This is a genomic window from Actinokineospora alba (assembly GCF_004362515.1).
Classification (GTDB): Bacteria; Actinomycetota; Actinomycetes; order Mycobacteriales; family Pseudonocardiaceae; genus Actinokineospora; species Actinokineospora alba.
On the sequence record NZ_SNXU01000001.1, the window covers coordinates 3233837 to 3250372 of the forward strand.

The 16536-nt window shown below is 68.7% G+C and carries 11 protein-coding genes and 1 pseudogene; 7 read left to right on the plus strand and 5 right to left on the minus strand.

What is annotated here, in order from left to right; genetic code table 11:
• Positions 1–20: 20 nt before the first annotated feature.
• The 3 genes from C8E96_RS14915 (at position 21) to C8E96_RS14925 (ending at position 3711) form a co-directional block, all read left to right on the plus strand.
• Positions 21–740, plus strand: coding sequence for a MerR family transcriptional regulator (locus tag C8E96_RS14915; protein ID WP_228769835.1), 720 nt, complete (start codon positions 21–23; stop codon positions 738–740).
• 99 nt (positions 741–839) lie between these two features.
• Entirely contained in the window at positions 840–1301 is a 462-nt protein-coding gene (locus C8E96_RS14920) for a carboxymuconolactone decarboxylase family protein (RefSeq protein ID WP_091374244.1), read from the plus strand.
• Positions 1302–1500: 199 nt separating this feature from the next.
• Positions 1501–3711 (plus strand): RICIN domain-containing protein, encoded by a 2211-nt coding sequence (locus C8E96_RS14925; RefSeq protein WP_091373706.1) that lies wholly within the window; start codon positions 1501–1503, stop codon positions 3709–3711.
• Positions 3712–3777: 66 nt separating this feature from the next.
• Here the strand turns inward: C8E96_RS14925 and C8E96_RS14930 are convergent, their stop codons facing one another.
• Entirely contained in the window at positions 3778–7557 is a 3780-nt protein-coding gene (locus C8E96_RS14930; protein WP_133794477.1) for a S8 family peptidase, read from the minus strand.
• A 354-nt stretch (positions 7558–7911) separates the two neighbouring features.
• On the opposite strand from C8E96_RS14930, the gene C8E96_RS14935 reads away from it, so the two are divergent.
• From C8E96_RS14935 to C8E96_RS14950, 4 genes and pseudogenes are all read left to right on the plus strand, one after another.
• Positions 7912–8292 carry a VOC family protein gene (locus tag C8E96_RS14935; RefSeq protein WP_091373713.1) on the plus strand — a complete coding sequence of 127 codons (381 nt, stop codon included), beginning with the start codon at positions 7912–7914 and terminating at the stop codon, positions 8290–8292.
• Between the two features lie 86 nt (positions 8293–8378).
• Positions 8379–8960, plus strand: a complete 582-nt coding sequence (locus tag C8E96_RS14940) for an RNA polymerase sigma factor (RefSeq protein ID WP_228769836.1) — start codon at positions 8379–8381, stop codon at positions 8958–8960.
• 49 nt (positions 8961–9009) lie between these two features.
• Positions 9010–9477 (plus strand): peroxiredoxin family protein, encoded by a 468-nt coding sequence (locus tag C8E96_RS14945; RefSeq protein WP_091374249.1) that lies wholly within the window; start codon positions 9010–9012, stop codon positions 9475–9477.
• A 22-nt stretch (positions 9478–9499) separates the two neighbouring features.
• Positions 9500–10221 (plus strand): annotated as a pseudogene (locus C8E96_RS14950) (GntR family transcriptional regulator).
• Positions 10222–10336: 115 nt separating this feature from the next.
• Here the strand turns inward: C8E96_RS14950 and C8E96_RS14955 are convergent.
• From C8E96_RS14955 to C8E96_RS14970, 4 genes are all read right to left on the minus strand, one after another.
• A complete protein-coding gene (locus C8E96_RS14955; RefSeq protein WP_091373719.1) occupies positions 10337–11797 on the minus strand; it encodes a DUF6801 domain-containing protein in 1461 nt (486 codons plus the stop codon).
• A gap of 292 nt (positions 11798–12089) precedes the next feature.
• Positions 12090–13397 (minus strand): OFA family MFS transporter, encoded by a 1308-nt coding sequence (locus C8E96_RS14960; RefSeq protein ID WP_228769837.1) that lies wholly within the window; start codon positions 13395–13397, stop codon positions 12090–12092.
• Between the two features lie 7 nt (positions 13398–13404).
• Complete coding sequence (frc, locus tag C8E96_RS14965) at positions 13405–14619, minus strand: formyl-CoA transferase (RefSeq protein WP_091374251.1); 1215 nt, start codon at positions 14617–14619, stop codon at positions 13405–13407.
• A gap of 10 nt (positions 14620–14629) precedes the next feature.
• Entirely contained in the window at positions 14630–16330 is a 1701-nt protein-coding gene (locus C8E96_RS14970) for a thiamine pyrophosphate-binding protein (RefSeq protein ID WP_091374259.1), read from the minus strand.
• Positions 16331–16536: the final 206 nt, after the last annotated feature.

Below are 16536 nucleotides of genomic sequence, written 5' to 3' on the forward strand. Positions count from 1 at the left end.
CGAGTGGGAGAATGTCCGACGTGATCACGATCGGCCGACTCGCGGACTTCGCCGGAGTGACCATCAAAGCCATCCGCCACTATCACGAGCGCGGACTGCTCGCCGAGCCCGACCGCGACTCGTCCGGCTACCGGCGCTACACCGCCAAAGACGCCATCGACCTCGTCAAGATCAGGACGCTGGCCGACGCCGGTGTGCCACTGGCCCGGGTGAAAGACCTCCTTGACGGCGACGCGGACGCACTCGCGGCGGCCATCGCCGAGATCGACCGCGACCTTCAGGACCGCATCGCGCAGCTGCGGCGAACCCGCGATCAACTCGCCCAGTTGCGTGGCGGCGACCGGCTTTTCGTCTCTCCGGAGGTCGCGGGCTTTCTCGACGATCTGCGTGAACTCGGTGCCAGCGAACGCCAGATACGCCTGGAACGCGACGGCTGGATCATCATGCAGACCGCCTCACCCGAGGACGCTTCCGTGTGGATCGCCGAGAAGCGCGAGCTTTTGACCGATCCCGACTTCCGCGCCCTCTACCTCGAACATGACGCCGCCTACGACTGGCCGCCGGACGATCCCCGCCTTCCGGCTCTCGCGGACCGCACCCGGAACTGGTTCACCGGTCATCAGAGCCGCTCCGAGTCCCGTCCCGTCCAGAACCCGACCATCGCCCGGTTGGCCGCGCGATCCCAACCCGGAGCCACCTCCCCGGCTTGGGACCGCCTCGCCCGACTGATGAACGACTGACTCCCGATTCACCACCCCTGGCAACCGCCGCCGTGTCACATCGCGCCGGCGTGATCCGTCATGGGTACGACCCACCAAGATCTGGAAGGAAACTTCACCATGCAGGCTCGTATGAAGAACCCGGCCTTCGTTCTGCCCGACGCGATCAAGGGCATCGGGACCATGTTCAAGGCCATCAACCAGGGCGGCATCTCCCATGAACTGCAGGAGATCGTGGGCCTGCGCACCAGCCAGATCAACGGCTGCGGCGCCTGCGTGCACGCCCACACCCAGAACCTGATCAAGGCCGACCAGAGCGTCGAGCGGATCGCCGCGATCGCGGCATGGCGGCATGCGCCGTTCTTCACCGACGCCGAACGCGCCGCTCTGAAGCTGGCCGAGGCCATGACCCGCCAGGCGGACCTGTCGACCGAGCCGGTGTCGGACGAATTGTGGGACGAGGTCGCCGACCACTACGACGAGCAGCAGCTCTCCGCGCTGATCCTGGTGATCGCGGTGACCAACCTGTTCAACCGGATCAACGCCACCATCCAGGAGCCGGTCGGCACCACCTGGGGCTGAGCAGCCGCAGTCGGCCGCAGGCTCGCGGTCACTGTTCGCGCAGATCACGAAGGTAGTGGTGCGCCTGCGCAGCCGGGTGTGTCGGTCTCCGGCTCTGTGCGTATCTGCGTGCTCGCTGATTGAAGCTGATTGAATATGTTGACTTGCGTTCATCTCCGGTCAATTATGGGTGCTCCCTGCGCTTCCTTCGGGAGTACTCATGAAGACCTTGCTTCGTTCGCGGCCCGCGCGTCTCGGCGCGGCCGTCACGTCGGCGGCGGTCGCGGTGGCCGGCCTGGCCGTGATCGGTGCGACCGCGCCGTCCGCGGCGGCCCCGCTCGCGACCTACACCGTCACCGTCGACTCCGTCGGCACCTATCCGCACCCCACCGACACCGGGGCGGGCACCTACATCGACAAGGACGGGACGTTCTACTTCCAGCAGTCCGCGTCCCTGTACGGAGCGACCCAGCACCGCGAGTGGGAGTTCTTCTCCGGGACCAACTTCGAGACGGCGACCCGGTCGCCGATCAGCGACGCGGTCAACCCGAGCAACTCGGCCGACAAGAACAGCGACACCACTTGGCGCTGCAACAACAGCCCCACGGGTGTCGAGTCGACCTACGCGCCGTCGACGGCCAGCTACTCGCAGCGCAACTTCTGCACGCTGATCGGCGTCTGGGTGGACCCGGACACCGGTGACTGGTATGGGTTGGTGCACAACGAGTTCACCCCGCAGCCCTTCGGCGACGGCCTGCACTACGACTCGATCGACTACGCCGTGTCCAAGGACCAGGGGCGCACCTGGGTCATCCGCGACCACGCGATCACCTCGCCGTACAGCACGAAACGCAACGACACCGCGGCTTTCCCGAACCAGACCTACCACTACGGCACGGGCGACCAGCGCCTGTTCGTCGACGCCGCGTCCGGCTACTTCTACGTGTTCTACGGCTCGCGCATCGTCGACAAAGCGGGTAGCTGGAAGGCGTTCTACGGCCATGTCGCGCGCTCGCCGATCTCGTCGAAGATGGCGAAGGGCTCCTGGCAGAAGTGGTACGGCGGCGCGTGGTCGCAGGCGGGCGTCGGTGGGCGCGAGAGCAACATGGTTCCCATCAGCACCAACGCGAACGGGTACACCCCGACCACCGCGGAGTACAACCCGGCCAACACCGGCACCGCGAGCCAGCAGATCGCGGCGGGAACGATGCCGCCGACGTCGCCGCTGTTCGTCATGAACATCGCGTACAACGCCCACCTCCGCCTCTACATCGGCACCCCGCAGGCGGTCGACCAGTCCGGCAACGCGCCGCAGGAGATCTACGCGACCGACAACCTGGCCACCCAGAAGTGGTTCAAGCTGGGGGACACCGGCAGCTACCGCAACGCGTCTTGGTACCGCTGGTTCCTCGACACGGCGAGCAAGACCGGATCCACCATCATCGGCAAGACCTTCCGCAGCTACTGTTCCTTCGGCTGCGCGAACAACGCCAGCGGCCAGTACATCGACGCCACCATCACCGCGTCGACCGCCGCTCCGTCCCCTGTGGACACAACCAGGTCGTACACCATCGGCGTGGCCGGGGGCCGGGTCCTCGCCCAGGTCAGCGGCAGCACGGCGACGACGTCGGTCAGCTCGGCGACCGGGGCGAACGAGCAGAAGTGGGCGTTCCACCCCACCGGTGACGGCGCCTACCGCATCGTCAACGTCGGCTCCGGCAACGCCCTCGGCGTCACCTCCTCGGCCAACTCCGGCCGGGCCTGGGGCGCCAAGCCCACGGTGACATCAGGCTCCAGCGTCGGCCAGCAGTGGTGGGTGGTGCCATCCGGGACCACGTACCGCTTGGTCAACCGCTTCAGCGGCCTCGTGATCGCCCTGTCCGCGGACAGCACCCGCGCCGCGGAGACCACCCCGGTGCGCACCTGGAGCAACGCCACCGGCAACACCGTCGGCGGCACCCGCACCGCCGCCGAGCAGACGATCACCCTGACCGCGGTCGGAACCGCCCCGCCACCGACCACCCTCGACGGCACCCACACCCTCGTCGCGTCGGGCAAGGCACTCGACAACCCCGGCCACTCCACCACCGCGGGAACCCAGCTCATCACCTGGACCCCCCACGGCGGCCCCAACCAGACTTGGGTCTTCACCGCCAATTCCGACGGCTCGTACCAGATCAAGAACGGCGAGTCGAACCTCTGCGTCGACGTGGCCGACTACTCGACCACCGCGGGCGGCAAGATCGTCCAGTGGACCTGCACGGGAGGCACCAACCAGCGCTGGGACGCCACCAGACTCGGCGATGGGACCTACACCCTGCGGTCCCGGAGCAGCGGCCTGCTCCTCACCACCGCGTCCACCACGAACGGCGCGCTGGTGACCCAGCAGAACGACACCGGCTCAGCCCTGCAGCACTGGACCATCGGCTGACCACGACAGCGGGCCGGGAGCACTTGCTCCCGGCCCGCTTCGCGTCCACCGTCACCTCGTGCGCGGCTACTTCACCTGATGGACGTTGTAGAGCGTCTCGGTCACCGTGCCGCCCGCCGAATCCGTCACCTCGAGCTTGAGCGAGACCGAGCCCGCGGTGGCGTTCGACAGGATGGTCCGGAACGCGAGGTCGCTGTGCCGGGTCAGCGACTGCGGCTGCCAGGTCGCGCCCTCGTCGTAGGAGATCCAGCCCTGCATCGTCTGCGCGGTCCGCGAGGTTCCGCCCAAGGGGCGCAAGGTGAACACCGCGAGGCGAGGCACACCGACCGGCATCGAGTTGTCCAGGTCCACGTACATCGTGTAGTCGAGGGTGTCGATCTTCTGGACCTCACACGGGTTCGGGTCGGGGTTGGCCACGTACCGGTCCCGGCCACACATGAAGAACGCGGAGCTCTGCTCCTGCACGGCCTGCTGGGAGGTGAATCCGTAGGTGGTCTCCACCCGATAGGCGCCCGGGGTCGTGCCGTTCGGCCGATACTTGAGACTCAGTTCGTAGTTCGCCGACGCGGCAGGCACGTCATAGACGGTCATCTCGTCCTGGAGGCGCCCGGTCACCGGTTGTCCGTCGCGCTTGAGGCCGATCTCCACCTTCGTGCCGTTAGGCAACTGTGGCTGCCCGCCGTGTTCGCTGCCGTGCCCGTCGACCAACTGCGGCACCGGGTAGAACGTGTTGCCTTGCCGCGACAGGAAGTGGTACGAGCCCTTTCCTTCGATGTCGAGCGACCATGACGGCTGGCCGAGTCGCACCGGCTGCTGGTTCCAGGTTTCCTGTTTGGACGCTCCTGGGTTGTTGAACACCGTGTTGGTGGTCCACATCGCCGTGCTCGTGGTCGGCTCGATGTTGACGATCCGCTCCCAGAGCAGCGCCGGGTTCGCCGGACCGTAGTAGTCGATGCGGTTGGCGGGTGTCCACGCCATCATCCCGGGGGTGATGGACAGCATCGGCGAGGAGATGTTGCGCCGCAGGGTGTCCACGGTGCCGACCGTCGAGTTCGGCTTGGCGCTGTGGTAGGCGCCGGACACCGAGACCAGCTGGTTGTGCTGAACGGTGAACGCCGGGTTCGCCGGGATCGTGTCGTAGGCGAGGTGGTAGGCGATGGTGTTGGTGGGGTAGCCCGCCACGGTCGCCGTGGCGCTGCCGCCCGGCAACGCGTCGCGCAGCGAGATTCCGTCGGACTTGCGCAGGTAGGTGACCGGGATGAGGCTGCCGCCGTCGTCGGAGACCGGATACGTGAAGGAGGAGGTGTCGTAGGCGATCACGCCCGCGGCGCCGGCGGCCACCGCGCGGTCGACCACGGGGCGGATGCCCCCATGCGTGTTCAGTCCGACGAGAACGACCTTGCCCTGCACGCTTGTGCCGCTGAAGAACGCCGGGTCACCGGTCCCGCCGAACACGACGGTGCGCTGCTGCGAGCCGGTGAACGCCTTCAGTACGCCCGCACCGCCGACCTCCGAGTAGCTGTAGTAGCGGGGGTGCCATGAGGTGGAGCCGACGGTGATGTCCAGGTGGGCGCGCATCTGGGTCACCTGGTACTGGTGGTCCAGCGAGCCCTTGGTCACCGATGGCGTCGGGTTGGTGTACGAGACCACGCCTTCGTGCGGCCACACGTGGGCCGCGCGGGCGGTCCCGGAAACGGGGGTGCGCTTGAAGAACAGGTCTTGGCCGATTCGCTGGCTGGGCAGGGGAGTCTGGACGGTGATCTTCTTGAGCTGGCGAAGGTCGAACACCACATCCGTGTTCTGGGTGATCTCGATCTGGGGCTGGATCATCGACACGGTCGTGAGATCCAGTTGCGGGTCGACACCGGCCCGCCCGATGAGGTCGGCCGAGTAGGTGCCGACGGGCACCCGCACCGTCGACGCGTTCGGCGCGATGTCCGACCACACCGCCGCCGCGGCACCGTCCTGGTCGAGGGGCACCAGTGTTCCGGTCAGACAGGGCCTGCCCAAGACTCCGCAGCTTGAATGCATCGGCTGGCCGTCGAACCCGATCACCTTGAAAGTCACGTCCCGCAGCGCGGTCCTGGTCATGGTGATCGGCGTGACCACGGTGCCCGCCGCGCCCGCCCCGGACGCGGTGACCACGCCGGAGTAGCCGACGTTGGTCACCAGGTTGTTCGGGTTGACGGTCAGCGTCAGCGTCGCGCTGCCGCCCGCGGGGACACTGAAACCGGTGTGGGACAGCGACAGCGTTCCCGCGGGCGCCGCGACGCCCGCGTCATCGGTCAGCCGCGCGCTGAACGACAGCGTGACCGCGGCGGCCCCGGTGTTGTTGTAGGTGATCGTCCTGGTCTGGTTGGCGGTGTTGCTCGGGTCGACGTTGCCGAAGCCGACCGCCGCCGGGTTGGCCAGCACGGTCTCCGCGATGGCGCGCTGGGCGTTGATCCGGCCGCTGCCCTGGGCGTTCGCGGGTTTGCCGAGATCGTCGGCCGAGCCGACGATGCCCGCCTTGAGCTGCGCGGCCGTCCAGGTGGGATTGCGCTGGGCGAGGATGGCGGCCTGCCCGGCGACATGCGGTGTGGCCATGGAGGTGCCGTTGGCCGAGGTGTAGTTCTGGTCGACAGGGGAGCCCATGGCTGTCCCGGCCGCCCGGGCCGCCACGATCGCCACGCCCGGCGCCGAGACCTCCGGCTTCATCGCCCCATCGGTCCGCGGGCCGCGGCTGGAGAAGCTCGCGACCGCGTCGACCTTGTCGACAGCCGCGACGGTCAGCGCCGACGTCGCCGCGCCCGGCGCGCCGATGGTCCGTGACTTCGGGCCGCTGTTGCCCGCGGCGATCACGAACAGCGCCCCGGTCTGCGCGGTCAGCGAGTCGACCGCCTGGCTCATCGGGTCGGTCCCGTCGGTCGGGCCGCTGCCCAGGCTCAGGTTGATGACCTTGGCCTGGGCGGTGGTCGCCGCCCACTGCATGCCGCTGATGATCCACGACTCCTGGCCGGAACCGTTGCCGCCGAGCACCTTCCCGATGGCCAGCTGCGCCCCCGGCGCCACGCCCTTGCGCTGCCCACCCGACGCCGCGCCGGTCCCCGCGACCGTGGCGGCGACATGCGTGCCGTGGCCGTGGCGGTCGAGGTTGTCCTGTTCGGACGGGACGAAGCTGGCCGCGGTGGCGATCCGGCCGCCCAGGTCGGGGTGCGACGCGTCGGCTCCGGTGTCGAGCACCGCGACCTTGACGCCCGCGCCGTTGTAGCCCGCCGCCCACGCCTGCGGGGCCTTGACCTGCGGGATGCTCTCGGCGAGCGTGGCGTTGACCTTGCGGTCCAGCGAAAGCCGCTGTACTCCGCTGGAGCCTGCGGCGACGGCGGCCCAGAGCTGGCCGGCCTTGCCCTTGTCGACCTCGACGGCCTGCGCGCCGATGCTGTCGAGAGTGTGGGACATGCGGGTGCCCGGCAGGTTCGCCGCCTTGCCGCGCACGGTCTTCGCGTCGAGCTTCTGCGCGGACTTCGTGTAGCCCGCGATGAGCGGCAGGCCGGATCGGTCCGCGTCGGCGTATCCGTTGTCCGCCAGGTAGGCCACGTCGAAAAGCGTCTCGTCCACGGTTCCCGAGCGAATCGCCGCCTCGGCGTCGCTGGGCACCACGAGCAGTTTGCCGTTCCGGTTGTGGATCACGTAGGCCACGCCCGGTCGGGTCTTGGTCACGATGGCACTCGCCGACCCCGCACCGCGGTCCACGAGCACCACGTCGCCGGTGACCAGCGTGACCGCCTGCGAACGGTGCACGGCCTGCTCGGACCTCGGCTCCGCGACGGCGAGCGGCCCGCCGACGATGGGCGAGGTCGCCGACATCGCCGTCGCCAGCACAACCGAGCAGGCGAATAATTTGTTTGGTCTATTTTTCGACACGTGTGGATATCCCCAAAAGGTGCATGAATTGAGCTGTGTCAACCGCGTCGACACACAGTGGTCACATTGGAGATCCCCGAGTCTCCGTCATCGACCCTACCTGGCGAAACATCGAACCTATAGTGATCGAAAATGACAAATTCAGGCCCTGGAATTATCCGGGCAGGCGATCCGAAAGGGCGGATTGCGCCATTCGTCGCACAATCCCCCGGCGACGGGCGGCACCCGTAAATTTCGGGGACCCAGCGCGCTGTTCGCGGCTCGCGTGGCGTCGGCGGCTTGTCTACGCTCGGTGGCATGACAGAGCCCGACCGGTTCGCGAGCGTCCGCTACCTCGTCGACGACGTGCGGGCGGCCGTGGACTTCTACACCACCCACCTCGGCTTCACCCTGAACACCGACGCCGCGCCCGCCTTCGCCGACGTGGTGCGCGGTCCGCTGCGGCTGCTGCTGTCCGGTCCCACCAGTTCCGGCGCCCGCGCCACCGTCGGTGTCGCCGACACCCCGGGCGGTAACCGCATCCACCTCATCGTCGCCGACCTGGACGCCGAGATCGCCCGGCTCCGCGACGCGGGCCTGTCCTTCCTCAACGAGGTCGTCGCCGGGCCGGGCGGGCGCCAGATCCTGCTCAGCGACCCCGCAGGCAACCTGGTCGAACTGTTCCAACCCGCCGAGTAGAAGGAATTCGTCGGGGACGGGCTGAATCCTTTCGCGGTGTCAGGTCCTCTTATAGGCGATGGTCTCGTCAAGAGGGGACAGGTGAGGTGGACGTGGTCGCCCAAGGCTGGGCAAGTGAGCAGCTCATCAAGGCCGCGCAGGCCGGTGACCTGGAGTCGATAGCCGCTGTGGTGCACGGGGCTCATCCGCACGTGCGGCGCTTCGCCAGGCAGCTGTGCGCGTCGTCGCAGGACGCCGAGGACGCGGCGCAGGAGGCGTTGATCGTCCTCTATCGCAAGATCGGTTCCCTGCGCGCCTCGGCGGCGCTTGCCTCCTGGATGTTCCGGATCGTCCGGAACGAGTGCCTGCGCCGCGCCCAGCGCCTGTTCGACCATTACGACGACGTCGACGCGGCCCCCGTCGCGTCGGCCGAGGACGAAGTCCTCGGGCGGCTGGAGGCCGAGCGGGTCGCGGCGGCGATCCGGGCGTTGCCCGACCTCCAGCGCCGCGTGCTGATCATGCGTGACGTCCTCGGCCACCCAGGACGGACGGTCGCCGAGGCGCTCGGCGTGAGCACCGCGGCGATGAAGTCCAACCTGCATCGCGCCAGGACCACGCTCCGGCTCAGCCTGCGTGGTGGGCTCACGCCGTCGGAGGTCGATCCCGACCCCACGACCGCGGGTGCCTGACCCCGAACGAATCGCTTTCGACAACCTCAGCTCAAGGGAAGGTTTCGCCATGCTCGAATCCGGATCGCCCGCACCGCCCATGGTGCTGGAAGACACCGAAGGTCAGACCGTCCGCCTGTCCGACTACCAGGGCACGCACGCGGTGCTCGTCTACTTCATGCGGTCGACCTCGTGCCCGGTCTGCAACAGTCACGTCCGAGATCTCGTCAACCGTGGTGAGGAGTTCGCGGCCGACAACGTCCGGGTCCTGGTCGCGGTCCCGGAGGATCGTGAGACGGCGGCCAGGTGGAAGGCGAAACGCCAGGTCCCGTTCCCGGTTCTCACCGGCCGTGCCGAAAGTCCACACGAGATGGTCGGCTTGGGCAGGAAGGTGTTCGGTTCGATGCGGCAGTCCGGCAGCATCCTCGTCGACCGCCATGGCGTCGTCCGCCACGCTCACGGCGCCACCATGCCCACGAGCAGCTACGACAAGAAGGGAATCGCGGCGGCCATCGCATCCCTGCGCACCCCGGCCTGACCGCGGTCCCGCTACCCGCAGTGTGTGCGGGATTTTGTATACCAAGGCGGTAATCTGTCTGCCATGGACAAGGCTGCGCTGGGCGCGCTCGAGGCGGCGCGGGTCACTCGGCCCGTGCCGCTGCGGCAGGTCGTGTACGACGCGCTGGCGGAGTTGATCATCAATCGGACGCTGCGGGCCGGTCAGCATCTTGTCGAGGCCGACCTGGCCGAACACCTCGGGGTCAGCAGGCAGCCCATTCGGGAGGCTTTGCAGCGGCTGCAAGCCGAGGGCTGGGTCGATCTTCGACCTGGCCAAGGCGCCTTCGTGCACACGCCCACCGACGAAGAAGCCGACGAGCTGTTCGGTGTGCGTACCGTGCTGGAGGCCTATGCGGCGCGGCTGGCCGCCGAGCGGGCCACCTCCGCCGCGGTGGCCCGGCTGCTCGATTTGCAGAACGAGGGTCTGGCCGCGCTCTCGGCAGGTGACACCGACCGGCTGGTCGCGGCCAACGCCGCACTGCACGCGTTCGTCGTCGACGTGGCGGGCAACTCGGTGCTGCGCGAGCTGATGGGCGGGGTCGCGCGCCGCGTGCGCTGGTATCACACGCCGGTGGCCCAGTTGCGTGGCAAGGACTCATGGCTCGAACACGCCGAGCTGATCGAGGCCATCGGCAACAACGACGCCGACGCGGCCGAGGCGGTCATGACCCGGCACACCGAGCGCACCCGGCGAGCGTTCCACGAACGGTCCACTCAGGACTGACGGCCGGGCTCGCAGTCATCCGGTATGCCCAAATGGTCCATTGTGGACAGATAGCGCCGTCGGACCGGGCACGGCGGCGCCCGCGGGGACCTCGCGGGCGCCGCCGCACGTCATCTCATCGGGCCCGCAGGCCCAGTTCCAGGGTGTTGTCCGGACCGGACACCATGGTGGACACCATTCCCGCGTAGGGCTCGCAGCCTGCGAACGCCGGGATGCTGAACCCGCCGGACACGGTGCCGCCCGGCAGGATGTGGCCGGGCGGGGGGACTGGACCGGGGCCGCCCGGCGGGAAGCTGGTCGCCCCGACGCCCGCGGAGCGCAGGTCCAGCACGACGGGCGCGACGGTGCGGCAGGCGGGCGCGGCCACGGGGAATCCGAAGACCGTCAGCTTGGACAAGGTGATCCCGACTTTGGCGGACACGGTCAGCCCGGCGCCGGTGAACGTGCCCGCGAGCTTGCCCTCGGGGACGAACCCGACTTCGGCGGTAACGGGCACGATGCCGAGCCACTTGGTCGACGCGGGGGCGGGCTTGAGGGCGAGGTCGGCGGTGAACGCCCCGCTCGCCGGGTTGTACTCGGCCGCCGCCGAGCCCGCTACCGTCACCGATGTGTTGGCGGCCTTCACTTTCGCCGTGCCCGACAGGTCGAACACGGGCCGCAGGACAGCGGGCCAGGTGCGCACGGTGAGCGGTGTGCTGAACTCCGACCAGGTCGGGTAGGTGCGCACGGTGAACGTGTGCGCGGTATCGGGCGCCAACCCGGTGACGGTGGCGGTGGTGGCCTTGTCCACAGTGGTGGCGACCTTGGCGCCGTTGGCGAACACCTCGTAGCCGTCGACCGTCCCGATTCCCGGCCAGGACTCGTCCCAGGCCAGCGACACGCTGCTCGCGCTCACCGCCGTGGCACGCACGTTCTTGGGCGTGTCCGGCCCAGGGTCGCCGTGCGTGAAGGTGATCGCGGACAACGTGTTGTTCTGCCCGGGGTCCAGTGTGCAGGCCCTGGTGAACGGGTTGAGCGAGTCGGGGATGTTGACCAGGGTGCCGTCGGGTTTGCGCAGGGTCAGCGTCAGGTCGATCCGGGTCAGGTCGATCCGGGCGACGCCATCGCCGGTCATCTCTAATCCGGGCACGACCCCGGCGCCGACAAGCGGCATCGGGCCCGGCGCGGCGGGGAGCGGCGTGCGCGCCACGGTGAACACCGCGCTGGTCCGCACGTGGTCGCTCTGCCCGTTGACGGTGCGGGTGATGTCGAACTCGACGGCGACCGTGCCCTCGACCGTGGCGGTCTTCAACAGCGGAAACATCATGGCCGTGTCGGCGCTGAGTGTGACGTCGAGCTCGGCCTGCGTGGCCGCCATGGTCCTGCCGATGACCTGCTGGGGCAGGTCAGCGCTCAGGACGCTGATCACCGGCTGTGTTTCGATGACGGGGAAGACGCAAGTGTGTGTCTGGGTGAGCGTGTCGGGTTCGGCCGCCGCCGTCCTCGCGCCCGCGGCGATCCCGGTGGCGGTGACAGCCACGGTGAGCGCGGCGGCGGCGATCCGGCGCGACAGTAACGGGACCGGTCTGTTCCCCATGGTTTCCCCTCGGCGTTGAGCAGAGAATGCGTCGCCCGGACACTATGGATGTGCCTGACCCACGGCAAGATCGGGTGAAAAAGCCGTCAGCAGAGGCAAATCCGCTGCCCGAAAACAGTGCTCGTCAGCCGAAGAAATTCGGGAATGTGCCCGGCGTTAGCCTTTTCGGCCCTATTTGCGGCACACCCCCTTACGGTCGTCGGGGACAGGAGAACAGCGCATGGTTTGCCGACGACGCGGTCATGACCCGGCACACCGAGCGCACCCGGCGAGCGTTCCACGAACGGTCCACTCAGGACTGACGGCCGGGCTGCCGCAGCAGCAGGGTCAGCGCCGCGGCGAGCAGCGCGCACCCGCCCGCGAGCAGGTACGCCCCGGCGTACCCGCGGGCGGCGACCACTCCCGCGGCCAGCCCGCCGCCGCCGACCCCGCCGACCAGTTTCGCGCTGTAGACCAGGCCGTAGTTCGACGCGTTGTGGTTCTCGCCGAAGTAGTCCGGCACGAGCGCGGCGAACAGTGTGTAGAACGCGCCTCCGCCGAACCCGCTCAGGAACGCGAACACCATGAACAGCACCAGATTGTGCGTCTGCCCGCCGTGCAGCAGGCCGAATTGTGCTACCCCTTCGACGACGAGCACCGCGGTCAGTGTCCTGCGCCTGCCGAACCGGTCGGACAACGCGCCGACCGCTGTGCGTCCGGTCCCGCTCACGATCGCCAGCACCCCGGCCGACGCCGCGGCCGCGACCGCGCCGAATCCGCTCGCCTTGGCGAACGGCACCTGGAAGTTGATGCCGAACAGCGAGACCCCGCCGCTGATCACCAGACACACCCACATCAGCGGCAGCATCCCGGTCCTGATCGCCTCGGCGGGCGTGAACTGGCGCACCGCGGGTGGATTGCGGGCCAGGCCCGAGCGTCCGGCGCGGCCCCGCGCGAGCGGGTCCACCTCCGCGGGCCACCAGCTTTTCGGTGGATCGCGGAACATCAGTCCGCACACGCCTACCACCACCAGCACGTAGGCCGCGACCGCGTCCATGACGGCCGGGTAGTCGCCCGGGGTGAGATAGGCGCTGAACAGGAAGATGAACGGGACCGCACCGTAGGCGAAGCCGCCGTTGACGAAGCCTGTCCTCGCGCCGCGTTTGTCGGGATACCACTTGCCCACCATGGTGACGCAGGTCGCGTAGACCAGGCCCGCGCCGCAGCCGCCGACCACCGAATAGCCGAGGAAGGCGTGCCACAACACCGACGAGTGCGCGATCGTCACGAACCCGATGGCGCAGCACACCGCGCCCGTCAGCATCGCCGCCCGCGCCGACACCACCCCGCGCTCCCGCAGCCGTCCCGCCGGGAACGCCACCCCAGCCTGGAACACGACCCACACGCCTGCCAACCAGAACACGTCCGACAGTGACCAGTCGTAGCGCGCCCGGATGATGCCGACCACCGCGCCCCACCCGTACTCGAAGACGCTGATCGCCATCATCGCCGCCCACGGCAGCCACACCATCCACGAGCGACCTCGGCCCATGAGGTCGTGTGCGCTCTCGCCGACCCGGTAGACCCGGCCGTTGTCGTCGGCGATCTCCCGGTACCTCACCGCGGGCTCAGATGACGTCGGTCGCGCGCAGGGCCGCGATGCGTTCGACGCTGTAGCCGAGTTGGGCCAGCACCTCGTCGCTGTGCTCACCGAGTAACGGCGAGCGGCGCACGTCGACCGGGGAGTCGGACAACTTCAACGGACAGCCGACCGTCTTGTAGGTGCCCCGTTCGGGGTGGTCGACTTCGACGACGAGCGCCGGGTCGTCGATGAGTTCTCTGGTCGACAGGATCGGGCCGCAGGGGATGCCGTGCGCGCTCAGTGCCCGCATCACCTCCCACTTGGGGTGCCGCGAAGTCCAGTCCTCGATCACGGCGAACACCTTGTCCAATTTGGACAGTCGGGCTTCCGGTGTGCTCCATCCGGGGTCGTCGGCCAGGTCGGGGCGGCCGATCAGTGCGGTGATCGGCCGCCACCCCGCGGGCTGGATGATCACGTAGATGTAGTCGTTGGGTCCGCCGGGGGAGCAGCGCAACGCCCAACCGGGCTGGCCGCCGCCGGACGCGTTGCCCGAGCGGGGTACCTCGTCGCCGAAGACGTCGTTGGGATACTCCGCGAGCGGGCCGTGCGCCAGCCGCTGCTGGTCACGCAGCTTGACGCGGCACAGGTTGAGCACCGCGTCCTGCATGGCGACCCGCACCCGCTGCCCGCGCCCGGTGCTCACCCGCTGGTACAGGGCGGCGAGAATCCCGGCCACCAGATGGATTCCGGTGCCGGAGTCGCCGATCTGCGCGCCGGACGCCGTCGGCGGACCGTCGGCGAAACCGGTGGTGCTCATGGCGCCGCCCATCGCCTGCGCGATCACCTCGTAGGCCTTGAAATGCTCGTACGGGCCGGGACCGAATCCCTTGATCGACGCGTAGACCAGCCGCGGGTTCAGCTCGGAGAGCCGCTCCCAGTCGAACCCGAACCGGTCCACCACACCGGGGCCGAAGTTCTCCACCAGGACGTCCACTTCGGACACCAGGTCGGCGAAGACTTCCTTGCCCTGCTCGGACTTCAGGTTCAGCGTGATGCTGCGCTTGTTGGCGTTGAGCATGGTGAAGTAGAGGCTGTCGACCTCGGGGAGGTCGCGCAGCTGGCCACGGGTGATGTCGCCACGACCGGGTGTCTCCAGCTTGATCACGTCGGCGCCGAGCCACGCGAGCACCTGGGTGGCCGATGGGCCGGACTGGACGTGGGTCAGGTCGAGGACGCGGACGCCGTCAAGTGCCTGTGCCATGGTCGTCACCTCACTTGTACATGGTCTGGTTCATGGTTCCCGGCGCGTACACGTCCGGGTCGATCCACACGTTGATCAGTGACGGCTTGCCCGACTCGCGCGCCCGCCGCAGCGCGGGACCGATGTCGGCGGGATCCCGGACCTCCTCGCCGTGGCCGCCGAGCAGCTTGGCGAACTCGTCGTAGCGGACGTCGCCGAGCGTGTTGCCGACCCGGTCGCGGCTCGCGCCGTACTTGCGAGCCTGGCCGTAGCGGATCTGGTTCATCGACGAGTTGTTGCCCACGATCCCGACGAACGGCAGGTCGAAGCGGACCAGCGTCTCGAAGTCCCAGCCGGTCAGGCTCAACGCCCCGTCGCCGAAGAGCGCCACGACCTCCTTGTCGGGGCGGGCGTGCTTGGCGGCGAGGACGAAGGGGATGCCGACACCGAGGGTGCCCAGCGGGCCGGGGTCCATCCAGTGCCCCGGCGACTTCGGCCGCACCACCTGGCCGGAGAAGGTGACGATGTCGCCGCCGTCGCCGATGTAGATCGAGTCCTCGGTCAGGAACTCGTCGATCTCGTGCACCAGCCGATACGGGTGGATCGGGTTCGCGTCGGACTGTCGCAGCGGCAGGCGCTCGGCGGTCGCGGCGTCCTCCACCGCGCGCAGCTCCTCAAGCCACGCTTTGCGCTGGGTGGCGCCGTTGTCCAGCCGCGCGGAAGCGGCGGCGGCCACGCCTGCCAGCACCTGGCCCGCGTCGCCGACGATGCCCAGTGACACGTCGCGGTTGCGGCCGACGGTGCGGTAGTCGAGGTCGATCTGCACCACGGTCGCCGCGGCCGGGAGCCTGCGGCCATAGCCCATGCGGAAGTCGAACGGCGTCCCGACGATCACGATCACGTCGGCGTTGTCGAAGGCGTGGCGGCGGGAGAGCTGGAAGTGGTGCGGGTCGCCGGGCGGCAGCGTGCCGCGGCCGGCGCCGTTCATGTACGCCGGAATGTTCAGTGTCCGCACCAGGTCCAGCGCCTGTTCGGTGGCCCGGGTGGTCCACACCTGGCTGCCGAACAGGATCGCGGGCTTGCGGGCGGCCACCAGCAGGTCGGCCAGCCGCTCGACGTCGGCCGGGTCGCCCGCGTTGCGCGTCGAAGCCCGGTAGCGCACCGGAATCCGGGCCTGGTTGACCGGAACCCGCGCATCGAGCACATCGCGGGGGATCTCCAGAAAGGACGGACCCGGTGCGCCGTGGAAGCACTCGCGCAAAGCCATCGACACCATGTCGGCGACCCTGGTGGTGTGCGGCACGGTGGCGGCGAACTTGGTGATCGGCGCCATCATGTCGACGTGGGGGAGGTCTTGTAGCGACCCCATCTTGTGCTGGGACAGCGCGCCCTGGCCGCCGATGAGCAGCATCGGGCTCTCCGCGCGCAGCGCGTTGGCCACCCCGGTGACCGCGTCGGTCGTGCCCGGTCCCGCGGTGACGACCGCGCAGCCGGGCGTGCCGGTGATCCGCGCGTACCCGTCGGCGGCGTGTGCGGCCACCTGCTCATGCCGGACGTCGATCACCTTGATGCCCTCGTCGACGCAGCCGTCGTAGATGTCGATGATGTGGCCGCCGCACAGGGTGAAGATCGTGTCGATGCCCTCGGCCTTGAGCGCCCGCGCGACCAGATGCCCGCCCGAGATCAGCTCGGTCGAGGTCTCCTCGTTCGATGTGGCGGTAGTCGGTGTCATCGTCATCGCACACTCCCTTCGCTCCACGTGTTCACGCAGCTCACACGGTTCTTGTAGATTGTATACCGTATGCAATGCCTCCATGGAGCATGACGATCGGCCCTCCTGTCGGGGGCGCTTGCCTGCTGACCACGCAACCGGGTGAAGGGCTCGGTCGTGATCACCGCGCGTTCTTGCGAAATTGAGGAAATCACATTCCGGCCACC